The organism is Legionella nautarum, assembly GCF_001467895.1.
Lineage (GTDB): Bacteria > Pseudomonadota > Gammaproteobacteria > Legionellales > Legionellaceae > Tatlockia > Tatlockia nautarum.
Genome location: NZ_LNYO01000008.1, coordinates 1 through 11,469, shown reverse-complemented (window position 1 = coordinate 11,469; position 11,469 = coordinate 1). Strand labels below are relative to the sequence as shown.

Genomic DNA, 11,469 nt, shown 5'->3' with positions numbered 1-11,469 from the left:
GTACATAGGCAAATTATCAAGTGCTACTTTCTCAAAGTCAACACTATTTCCACAAATTTTCTCTATTAATTCGCTAAATTATCTAGCTTAGTGATCGACAATGTTTCTTTTGTGTTCACAGTAATTAATTCGCCGCCATTTGTTTGCTCCAGCTTTAAACTAACGATCTTAGGCGAACCAATTCCAAGCTATGTAATTATTTTGAATCAATAAGTTGACTAAACTTGTTTTACTGTATCAGAAAATAAGTAGTGTAGACAATATGTTATTAAGGGATCAAAGATGATAGGTTATTTAATGATTTTAACTACCACGCGACGATTAACTCTCTTACCAACATCAGTATCATTGGGAGCAGATGGATTTTTAACGCCATACCAAGTTATAGCTAAGTGGCCTTCTTGTAAGCCGAGGCTCAATAAAAACTCTCTTACCGATTTTGCCCGTGCTTCCGATATAGCATTATTATAACCTTTACGACCTGTATTATCGGTATAACCAGCAATTTTTACCTTTTTTACCAATCGGTCTGCTTTACAATATTGCGCAACTTTTTTCAATTGCTCTTTCGAATCATCACTTAATTCAAAACTATCTGTATCAAAAAGCAACACTGATATTTTTACATCGGTATAATCAAAAGGCAGTAGATTACCTAAGCAACGTTGATAGCGTGAATAAACCTCTTGAAAGCGAATTGGAGAAAGTGAAACCGATATGGGAAAACCTTGCTCAGATAAATATTGAAAGCTGGTTTGGTATCCTTCCGCAAGATAGTTTAATAACTTAATCGTCTCATTCCTTGGTAAATAAACAGCATATTCCCCTGGGTTAACTGAAGTTTTGGTTACTAAAAAAACTTGTCCACCTGGTTTCCATACCGGAGGCTTTGCAAATACCACCGCAGGTCGTTGCCTATCTACTTGTTGCCAATTACTAAGAATAAAATGGGCCGGTTTTGCAGCATACTGTTCAAAATAGGCAACACCATAATTCGGAACAGTCAAAGCGAGTCCGCAACGTAAACGACTGCCCGTCATATGCCAATTTTCTTCACCGATAGGACTTGCATAATAAAGCGTCAAGGGAGCAGCAAAGCTATCGACTGTTGCTACACTTAATAAGAACGCAATTTTTGCCAGCCTAGGGATATTCCTTAGCTTTGAGGGATTATCAATGACTTTTTGTAGATTTAGGCTACTCATTTTTTGCTCGTCCAGCTTCTAACCGTGTTATCCTTCTCGAGTATCGGCAATTTTATCGGAATCTTTAGTATGAAAACGCTCACCATTACTCGCCCAGATGATTGGCACGTCCATTTTCGCGATGGATTAGCTTTACATCATACTGTCCCAGCTACTGCTCACCATTTTGCACGTGCATTGATCATGCCTAATCTAAAACCTGCCTTGACCACTGTGGATGCGGTTATTGCTTATCGCGAGCGAATTCTCGCCGCGTTGCCAAACGAAGATGATTTTGTCCCTTATATGACACTTTATCTTAATGAAAAGGTAAAGCCAGAAGATTTGGCAGGAGTAAGAAATCGTTCTTATATCTTAGGAGCAAAATTATACCCTGCTGGAGCAACGACTAATTCGGATGAGGGAGCTCGCTCTTTACGCGCACTTTATCCTTTATTTGAAATCATGCAGCAACAAAATCTCGTATTACAAATCCATGGTGAAGAAACAAAAGGAGATATTTTTCATCGAGAGGCAAAGTTTATTGAGAATTGCTTAATCCCTTTGACACAAGATTTTCCTAAGCTACGAATCATTCTGGAGCATATTTCGACGCAAGCCGCAGTAGATTTTATTTTTCAAGCATCGCAAAATTTAGCAGCGACCATTACGCCCCATCATTTGTTATATAATCGAAATCACCTTTTAGCAGGCGGGGTCAGACCTCATTTTTATTGCCTACCGATATTAAAGAAAGAAAGCGACCAACTAGCCCTGCAAAAAGCGGCAGTAAGTGGCAATCCTAAATTTTTTGCTGGGACCGACAGTGCTCCGCATGCGAAAACCAATAAAGAAAATGCCTGTGGCTGCGCAGGCATTTTCTCAGCGCCTTATGCAGTGGCCATGTACGCACAATCCTTTGATCGGCTCGATCAATTAAACAAACTTAATGCCTTTCTCAGTCGTTTTGGTGCCGAATTTTATCAACTTCCACTTAATCAAACCGAACTTAATTTAGTTAAAATACCTCAATCGATTCCTGAAACATTACCTTTGGGGCAGGATCGAGTCGTACCAGTTGCAGCAGGCGAAAGCTTGGCGTGGAGTGTTTATGAATCGGTTTGATAGTATTTTATGTACCGAACTTAAAGATAGGTTTAGGGGTTTTCTGCCGGTGGTGGTTGACCTGGAAACCGCCGGTATAGATCCTCAAAAAAATGGTCTTCTGGAGATGTGTATCGTTTTAGTTGACCTGGATGAGAAAGGTTATTTTACTCGCGGTGCAACTTATTTTGAACATGTTTTACCTTTTGAAGGGTCTGAACTGGATCAAAAATCACTCGACTTTAATCAAATTGACCCTTTTCAGCCTCTTCGTTTCGCGATTCATGAGAAACAAGCCTTAGAAAAATTATTTGCACCTATTAATAAAGCGTTAAAAAAATTTAAATGCCAAAGAGCAGTCTTGGTAGGGCATAATGCGTGGTTTGATTTATTATTTATAAAAGAAGCAGTGAAGCGCACAGGTGTTGTCTCCCCCTTTCATTCTTTTACTTGCTTTGACACTGCGACCCTGGGTGGCTTTATCTATGGACAAACTGTTTTGGCCAAAGCCGCAAAAGCAGCTGGAATTGATTTTGATACAAAAGAAGCTCATTCAGCCATCTATGACGCAGAAAAAACTACTGATCTATTTTGCGCCATGCTTAATACATGGCGCGATACACATCTTGGCTAATACTTTCAAAAAGAACAAATTATAAATTACCAGAATGCTCAGAAAGATATTCAGCAACACCTTTAGGAGAAGCCTTCATACCTGCTTGCCCTTTTTGCCAGCCTGCTGGGCATACTTCACCATTCTCTTCAAAAAACTGTACAGCATCGATGATACGTAAGAGCTCATCAATATTTCGGCCAATGGGTAAATCATTAACGATTTGTGACCGCACCATACCATTCTTATCAATAATGAAAGCGCCACGGAAAGCCACGCCAGCTACTGGATGTTCTACACCATAGGATTGACAGATTGTGTGGGTTACATCTGCTGCCATGGTAAAGCCCACTGGCCCAATACCACCTTCTTTTACTGGGGTATTACGATAGGCATTATGAGTAAATTGTGAGTCGATAGAAACTGCAACGACAGCCACACCGCGCTCTTTAAATTCATTCATGCGATGATCTAAAGCGATGATTTCAGAAGGACAAACAAAGGTAAAATCAAGCGGATAGAAAAACACTAAACCGTATTTACCTTTTAATTCCTCATGTAAATTAAACTTATCAGTGATTTGACCATTACCTAATACAGCGGGAACTGTAAAATCTGGGGCCTTTCGTCCAACCAATACACTCATCTATATTCTCCTTGATTAAGCAAATTATTTGCTAATTAAAAACTACGCCACTGCTTCACGCAATAATCGTTCTAATTCACCTTGTTGATAAAGTTCAACAATAATATCCGAACCGCCAATTAATTCACCCTTGACATAAAGCTGGGGGAAAGTGGGCCAATCTGCATACTGCGGTAATGTTTGGCGGATATCCGGATTAGCTAGAATATCCACATAAGCAAAGGTTACACCACAAGCATCGAGACATTGTACCGCACGTGCTGAAAAACCGCATTGAGGCATTTTGGGAGTGCCTTTCATATATAAAAGTATTGTATTTTCAGCAATTTGCTGTTTGATTTTATCAATTGTTTCCACCAGGTCACCTATTTCAAGAATTTAAAAAGCGAAGTAATTATGTCGAAAATAAGACCAATTAGCAACTTGAAACCTGCACGCAGAGACGTTTAAGCAGTTTATAGATACTATAATTTAGATTAGCTATAAGCAGAACAAACTCTGTCTATTTCCTTCAATATACTTCATTATAGATCTTTGCAGGTTGATTTCCAGCTAAAACTGTTTTGAAAACTAGGCCTGGTACTTCCTATGAATCCTGATAAACTTACAGCTCAACTAAAAACTAGGAGTTTTTTTATGGCATTCACTTTACCGCCCCTGCCCTATGCGAAAAATGCATTAGCCCCCTATATTTCTGAAGAAACTTTAGAATATCATTATGGCAAACATCACAATGCCTACGTAACCAACCTTAATAAGCTTGTTGCTGGTACAGAATATGAAAATCTAAGCCTAGAAGAAATTATTAAAAAAACGGGCTCTGGCGGGATATTTAATAATGCAGCACAAACTTGGAACCATACTTTTTATTGGCATTGCCTAAGCCCCAAAGGAGGCGATGAGCCTACTGGAAAATTAGCGGACGCCATTGCTAAAGCTTTTGGTTCTTTTAACGAATTTAAAGAACAATTTACTCAAACTGCAATTGCAACCTTCGGTTCCGGCTGGGCTTGGTTGGTGCAAGATAAAGCAGGTGCACTCAAAATTACCAGTACTTCTAATGCAGGTACACCAATGACTGAAGGCCAACATGCATTAATGACTTGCGATGTATGGGAACATGCATACTATATTGAATATCGTAATGCTCGCCCTGAGTATCTCAAAGCGTTCTGGTCTTTGGTGAACTGGGACTTTGCTGAAACTAATTTACGTTAATTAGAAACATGAATTTGAGTAAATTATTATGCCCATTGTCATCCCTGCAAAGACAGGGATGATGACAGGAAATTCACAAGGGTATATCAACTTGGTGACAGTTTTACAGGATTTGATGAGAGATAAGGAGTTTTTTTATGGCATTAATTACCAGCTACAATCCCTTACCAGTATTCTTTACCCATGGAGAAGGGGTATGGTTATACGATGAACAAGGGAATACTTATCTCGATGGATTAAGTGGTATTGCCGTTTGTGGCCTGGGTCATGCCCACCCGGATATTACCCGTACCATTCAAAACCAAGCAGCTAAACTTTTGCACACCTCAAATAGCTACCATATCAAGGAACAAGAACAACTTGCCGAAAAATTAACAGCCCTATCTAATACGCAGCAAGCTTTCTTTGCCAATTCTGGTGCTGAAGCCAATGAAGCAGCTATTAAATTGACCCGCCTTTATGGTCATAAGAAAGGAATTGAAACACCTTCTATCATTGTCATGGAGCGCGCCTTCCATGGGCGTACTATGGCCACCTTAACCGCATCAGGTAGTCGAAAGGTACAAGCGGGTTTTGAACCACTAGTTCCTGGCTTTATTCGCGCCCCTTTTAACGATATTGATGCGATTCGCACTATTGCCGCTAACCGTGATGATGTCGTCGCCGTGATGGTTGAACCTATTCAAGGTGAGGGCGGTATTTTTGCCGCGGAAAATTCTTATCTCCGTGCTTTGGCTCAACTTTGTAAAGAACATGATTGGTTATTAATTATTGATGAAATTCAAACCGGTAATGCACGCACAGGTAAATATTTTGCTTACATGCATGCCGATATTCAGCCCGATATCATTACTACAGCAAAAGGTTTAGGTAATGGTGTTCCGATCAGTGTCTGTTTAATCGCTAATCAGGCTTGTGATTTGTTTAAACCTGGAAATCATGGCTCTACCTTTGGTGGAAATCCTCTGGCCTGTGCGACTGCCTTGACTGTTTTAGAAGTCATTGAACGAGATAATCTTTGTGAGCAAGTGGCTCAAAAATCTGCTCTTTTAAAAGAAAAACTAATGCAGGAACTGGGTGAGCATCCTGCTGTGCGCGGCATCCGTGGAAAAGGATTTATGATTGGAATTGAATTAGATAGACCTGCTAATGACGCCCGAGCATTAGGTCTTGCCAACGGCCTACTGTTTAATGTCACAGCCGATACCGTCGTTCGACTTTTACCACCTCTCATTATTAGTGAAGATGAAATTGATGAATTAGTTTCAAGACTAGCTAAAACCATCCATCAATTTGTCGAAAATAAATAAACGAGAATAGCTCGCCCGACGTTCGGAGAGGTGAGAGCTATTATCTATTACCTCACATTTAAGGAGAGCTTTGGGCAGTAGTACAATGCTCTTCTAAATAATAAATAATATCCCGCAGATCTTGCGCCTCACGAACAGTCTGCGGCCTTGAATCATAGCCGTCGCAAAAAATTATTTTTAATATCTTGTCTACCAAACGAGTGATTAAGGAACTTTGATAACTTGAACCCAAAACATCAAGGTTTGCAGCAATCTTTTCAAGGGCCTCTGTATTATTTATTTCTGATTGTTGCTGGTTGAGTAAAGTTATATTCTCTTTGCTTTGTAGAAAACGTTTTTTACTTCTTTCAATCAAAGAGAAACTTTGCTGCTTAACAAAGAATGATAAGAAATTAGTATTTAAAGTCGGTTTTATGAAGGCTTGGTTTTCTTTTACCTGCTCAATAAGCTGCAAAAAGAAATTTTTATAATTATCAAAGCAAATCCTACAAAGCGCTTCGTCGCTAGCCAATAATGAGCAGGCTAGTTGGGCTTTTGTAGGATTTGTCCAAAACTCTATAAACTGGTCTCTTGCAGTCGCCTCTTCATTTTCAAGGGCAGAATTGAGCAATTCTAAATCTGATTTTATTTCGCGAATGTCAGCTAAGAGCTTATCCGCAAATCGTTTCACAACCTCTTTATCATCTTGAGAAGAATCGGGCACTTGATTTTCTAATCGCTCTTCAGCTGACGGATATAATTCGTTCGCGATGAACATGGTAAGTTGATTGAGCCATCCAGTGGTATGGCCTATTTCGCTTTCAATGAGTTCCCAGCTTTCATTATCTTGTTCAAATAAAAGCCTTGAATAATCAACAAGAGCGATATTTATCCCTTCGATTTGTTTTAAAAATTGAACATCCACAGGTAGAGGACAGTCAGTATGAAGTTGAGTTAATTGCTTGTCTAAATCCTCTGAAGAGCCCGCAATACCTTGCTCTTTTAAAAACTCTGCTAAAGATAAACGAAAATCTAAACAAATTCTTGGCAAATCAATTTCGGTATTTGCTTGAAATAGCCTTAATTGTTGAACAAAAGCGACCCAGGACTCTTGAATGGTGAGCATAAAAACAACCAACTACCCATAAATATGCCCCATAGTACACTTTTTGATCATCTTTTGCAAGTGCTAGAAGTTTTTACGTTGACGAATTACTTCATACAAACTAATACCGGTTGCTACGGATACATTTAAGCTTTCTACACTACCCAACATCGGCAAAGAAAATAAGCCATCGCAGTGCTCTCTTGTTAAACGCCGCATGCCTTCGCCTTCTGCGCCCACCACTAATGCAATGGATGAGCTGCAATCAAGTGTATAAAGCGTTTCGGTTGCTTCACCCGCTGCTCCATATACCCAAACACCTTCTTTTTTAATGGTTTCAATCGCCCGCACCAAGTTGGTAACTCGCACCAAGGGTATTGATTCTGCAGCTCCACAGGCCACTTTACTCACTACTGGGGTTATGCTGGCATTTTTGTCTTTAGGGATAATAACAAAATCAACGCCCGCCGCATCCGCGGTTCTCAGACAAGCCCCTAAATTATGTGGATCAGTGACGCCATCTAAAATCAGCAGCAGACTCGGCTTCTTGCTAGTTGCTAGTAAGCTGGGCAGATCGCCCTCACCGTAATCAGCTAAATTTGCAGCACTGGCTACCACCCCTTGATGAGTAAATTCTGCAAAACGCTGATTCATTTGCTGGGCAGATAATTTTTCCACTGGAATCTGCTGGCTAGCTGCTAAATCAAGAATGGGTTGTAATCGCTTATCAACACGCTCTTGATTAATGTACAATTTCTTAGTGGGTCTGTGTGGATTGGCAAGTAAAGCGGTTACCGCATGAACACCGTAAACATAATGCTCAGTCATCAAAAAGCCCTTTTTCTGCTGGTTCAAAGTCGATTTTACGTTCATCTAAGTCAACTCGGGCTACTAATACCGTCATCTTGTCACCTAAACGATAAACATGACCACCACGCTCACCGACTAAACGATGTTTAATCGCATCAAAGGCATAATAATCATTTCGTAGAGAAGTAACGTGCACTAAACCTTCTACATAAATATCATCTAATTCAACAAAAATTCCAAAACCAGTTACCGCGGAAATTGTTCCTTGAAATACTTGTCCTAATTTATCTTGCATATATTCACATTTTAGCCAGGCAATTACTTCACGCGTGGCTTCATCAGCACGCCGCTCAGTGGATGAGCAGTGTTTGCCCAAGCGATTCATGTCTTCGGAATTATAATCAAATTTGTCCTCTTTGCTGTTGTCAATCACATGAGTAATGGCGCGATGAATTAGTAAATCAGGATAGCGGCGAATCGGGGAAGTAAAATGAGTATAGGCAGAATAAGCCAAGCCGAAATGACCATCATTTTCTTCAATATACTGGGCCTGTTTTAATGAGCGTAACATGACCGTTTCGATTAAATGTTTTTCTGGCCGACCATCGATCGCCCCTAATACCTTTTGAAAATCTTTGGGGTGCGGTTTTTTGCCCCCACCTAATTGCAAACCAAGTTCACCTAAAAATAAGCGTAAAGCCGCAATTTTATCTTCATCAGGGGTTGCATGAACGCGATAAAGTATTGGTAATTTAGCTTTTTCTAAAAAACGAGCGGTTGCCACATTCGCCGCTAGCATGCATTCTTCAATCAAACGATGTGCATCATTGCGGATCACTGGCACAATGCGTTGAATTTTTCTATTCTCATCGAATTCAATACGAGTTTCGGTGGTTTCAAACTCCATGGCGCCGCGTATTTTACGGGCTTTCAGTAAGGTGTTGTAAAGTGCATCAAGCGATTGCAAAACGGGCCATAAAGCCTCGTGCTGGGTATCAGTTCGACCCTCTTTCAGCCATTGCGCCACCTGTGTGTAGGTTAGCCGGGCATGAGAGTGGAAAACTGCTTTATAGAACCGCGAACGACCTATTTTTCCATCAGGCGTAATTGCCATTTCCGCAACAATACACATACGATCAACTTGTGGATTAAGCGAGCAAATACCATTTGATAAAGCCTCAGGTAACATCGGTACAACCTTGCCAGGAAAATAAACTGAGTTACCTCGGCGCGCAGCTTCCTTATCCAAAGCAGAATCGATAGGAACATAATGGCTCACATCCGCAATGGCGACATAAAGTTGGTAGCCGCCTTTCGGTTTCTGATAGCAATACACAGCATCATCAAAATCCTTAGCGTCCTCACCATCGATAGTAACAAAAGGGAGATCTCTTAGATCAGTACGGCCTTTAAGGTCTTCTTCAGTAACTTTTTGTGAGATTTTAGCCACTTCAGCCAGCACATCATCCGGCCAATCCGCGGGGATAGCGTGGGCATGTATGGCAACCTCAATTTCCATTCCTGGGGCCATATGATCACCAAGAATATGGATGACCTTTCCTATTGCCTGATTTCGCTTACTAGGAAAAGCAATCACCTCAATCAGCACCATTTGCCCATTTTTAGCGCCAGCAGCGAATTCTAAAGGAATGGAGATATCTTGAGTCAAGCGTTTATTATCTGGAATAACAAAACCGACACCATGTTCAGTAAAAAATCGGCCGACAATACTTACATTCGCATGTTCTATAACTTCGTGTATTTTTCCTTCAGGTCGACCTCGTCGATCAATACCTGTCTGATAGGCAAGAACCAAATCGCCATTCATCACTGCGCGCATTTCTTTGGCGGATAAAACCATATCATCCCCACCTTCATCCGGGATGAAAAAACCATAACCATCAGGATGCCCCTGGATAGTACCTCGTTGTAAATTGATGCGTTTCAACAAACAAAAACGACCGCGGCGATCTTGCATAATTTGACCGTCACGCAGCATCGCTTTTAAACGAAAACCTAAAGCCTCTTGCTCAGCTTCACTCTCCACTTCAAGTTTAGCTAGCAATTGAGTACGAGTCATCGGGCGTCCAAATTCCTCCAACTCTTGCATAATCAATTCGCGGCTAGGTATAGGTAGCGCGTATTTTTCTTTTTCCCTTTTATAGAAAGGATCCTTTGACTTTTTACTCACATTCACCACTTTTTTAACAAAAATTCATTGTATCACTTTTATTCAGTTTAGCGAGGTAATTCGAAACCTTGCCCTCCCAAATGCTCTTTTAAATTGGATAAGGTCATATTTTCCCCAGCCCAATAAGTACCTGTCTCTTTTGCAGGCATGATTGTTTTTGCCATACTACATACAGAAATAACGCCTTGGCAGGGCACTTGCTGTTCATGACCCGGTTTTGATTCGATACAACTTAATTCAAAATTTTTTTTGTCCAGTGCGAGAGCTGACCAATTATCCGCTTGGAGACGGCTACTCCATCCAGCGCTTGCACCCGAATCCGAAACGGGATGAGTAATCCACAAATCCGTATTGGACAAATTATGAATTATTACTAGCAGCGGTTTTTTTGCAGATACCATCACTGTTTCACCCTTTACCGCAATAGGTTTGCAAGATGAGGGAAGATTATCTCCCGCAGTGACCATACCCGTAAACAACAGCAATAAAATGGACAAAGCAAATTTCATAATTATCTCCAATAAACAATTCAGAAATAGTTGCATAAAAGATAGAGTCTGTCATTAATTCGCCGCGTCTTTTTTTATTTCATTCTTCGGGTAAGAAATTGTTGCAAAGCGAAAAAACCATCCTGAAAGATATCAGCACAGAAAACCTGGTAGTTCAAACTTTGCCTCATTGGGTGAACCAAATTAAACTGACAATTACGCCATTGAAAGCCAATGAGGATGAGGAACCAGAGCCAATTGAAGATAAAAAAATGATGGGCGGTTAAATAAAGGATTATTTTGAGTTCCAATGTAATGAACCATCCCACACACTGAGTTGGCATTTAATAGTAAGCAACTTAGTATTCAACTTGACTGTTTGAAACTGGATGGGGGATTCATAATGAGTATTAACCTATTAGGTATCGTTTAGTAACCATAATGAATTCCACGAGCAACGCATTGAACGAATTTTTGTAGATTTTAGGCAGCTAAGAAACAGGAAGATGATTACATTAAGTCGCTGTAATGACACATATTATCCATCTTTATTATCTTTGCAATAAAATTTACCACTACATTCTTAAAATGAACATATCATGATATGATTTACTTCTCATAAACTTTAGAAATTATGTAATCTGGCTTAATATATGAAACCAATGACCCCCATTATCTTCTCGTCGTTATTTGTTATATTTCTTTTTTTTATTTTCTCGACCGTCTCTATTATTCCAGCCGGTTATGTAGGGGTACCGGTTCTTTTTGGGCGTGTCCATACTGGCATTCTCGATCCAGGAATTCATTTTAAAAACCCATTC

At 40.2% G+C, this 11,469-nt stretch carries 12 protein-coding genes; 5 read left to right on the top strand and 7 right to left on the bottom strand.

Annotated features, from left to right (window positions below; all coding sequences use genetic code 11):
- Positions 1 to 290 precede the first annotated feature (290 nt).
- Positions 291 to 1,205, bottom strand: a complete 915-nt coding sequence (locus Lnau_RS02845; protein WP_058503647.1) for a flagellar protein MotY — start codon at positions 1,203 to 1,205, stop codon at positions 291 to 293.
- Positions 1,206 to 1,274: 69 nt separating this feature from the next.
- Here Lnau_RS02845 and pyrC point away from each other — a divergent pair, with 69 nt between their 5' ends.
- Positions 1,275 to 2,309, top strand: a complete 1,035-nt coding sequence (pyrC, locus tag Lnau_RS02840) for a dihydroorotase (RefSeq protein ID WP_058503646.1) — start codon at positions 1,275 to 1,277, stop codon at positions 2,307 to 2,309.
- Entirely contained in the window at positions 2,296 to 2,922 is a 627-nt protein-coding gene (gene rnt, locus Lnau_RS02835) for a ribonuclease T (RefSeq protein ID WP_058503645.1), read from the top strand. The genes pyrC and rnt overlap by 14 nt, the downstream gene beginning before the upstream one ends.
- Positions 2,923 to 2,941: 19 nt before the next feature.
- On the opposite strand, the gene Lnau_RS02830 is transcribed toward rnt, so the two are convergent.
- On the bottom strand, positions 2,942 to 3,547 hold the full coding sequence (locus Lnau_RS02830; protein ID WP_058503644.1) for a peroxiredoxin: 606 nt from the start codon (positions 3,545 to 3,547) through the stop codon (positions 2,942 to 2,944).
- Positions 3,548 to 3,589: 42 nt separating this feature from the next.
- Positions 3,590 to 3,904 carry a Grx4 family monothiol glutaredoxin gene (grxD, locus tag Lnau_RS02825; RefSeq protein WP_058497068.1) on the bottom strand — a complete coding sequence of 105 codons (315 nt, stop codon included), beginning with the start codon at positions 3,902 to 3,904 and terminating at the stop codon, positions 3,590 to 3,592.
- A gap of 279 nt (positions 3,905 to 4,183) precedes the next feature.
- Between grxD and Lnau_RS02820 the strand changes: the two genes are divergently transcribed.
- Complete coding sequence (locus Lnau_RS02820; RefSeq protein WP_058503643.1) at positions 4,184 to 4,765, top strand: superoxide dismutase; 582 nt, start codon at positions 4,184 to 4,186, stop codon at positions 4,763 to 4,765.
- A gap of 137 nt (positions 4,766 to 4,902) precedes the next feature.
- Positions 4,903 to 6,075, top strand: a complete 1,173-nt coding sequence (locus Lnau_RS02815; protein ID WP_058503642.1) for an aspartate aminotransferase family protein — start codon at positions 4,903 to 4,905, stop codon at positions 6,073 to 6,075.
- A gap of 58 nt (positions 6,076 to 6,133) precedes the next feature.
- Here Lnau_RS02815 and Lnau_RS02810 read toward each other — a convergent pair whose 3' ends face one another.
- The 4 genes from Lnau_RS02810 to Lnau_RS02795 form a co-directional block, all read right to left on the bottom strand.
- Entirely contained in the window at positions 6,134 to 7,180 is a 1,047-nt protein-coding gene (locus Lnau_RS02810) for a hypothetical protein (protein WP_058503641.1), read from the bottom strand.
- Between the two features lie 63 nt (positions 7,181 to 7,243).
- Positions 7,244 to 7,987 carry a 23S rRNA (guanosine(2251)-2'-O)-methyltransferase RlmB gene (gene rlmB / locus Lnau_RS02805; protein ID WP_058503640.1) on the bottom strand — a complete coding sequence of 248 codons (744 nt, stop codon included), beginning with the start codon at positions 7,985 to 7,987 and terminating at the stop codon, positions 7,244 to 7,246.
- Positions 7,980 to 10,160, bottom strand: a complete 2,181-nt coding sequence (gene rnr / locus Lnau_RS02800) for a ribonuclease R (RefSeq protein ID WP_058503639.1) — start codon at positions 10,158 to 10,160, stop codon at positions 7,980 to 7,982. The genes rlmB and rnr overlap by 8 nt, the downstream gene beginning before the upstream one ends.
- 47 nt (positions 10,161 to 10,207) lie before the next feature.
- A complete protein-coding gene (locus Lnau_RS02795) occupies positions 10,208 to 10,669 on the bottom strand; it encodes a hypothetical protein (protein ID WP_058503638.1) in 462 nt (153 codons plus the stop codon).
- A 98-nt stretch (positions 10,670 to 10,767) separates the two neighbouring features.
- Between Lnau_RS02795 and Lnau_RS16305 the strand changes: the two genes are divergently transcribed.
- Positions 10,768 to 10,935, top strand: coding sequence for a hypothetical protein (locus tag Lnau_RS16305; RefSeq protein ID WP_157070614.1), 168 nt, complete (start codon positions 10,768 to 10,770; stop codon positions 10,933 to 10,935).
- The last annotated feature ends 534 nt before the right edge of the window (positions 10,936 to 11,469 follow it).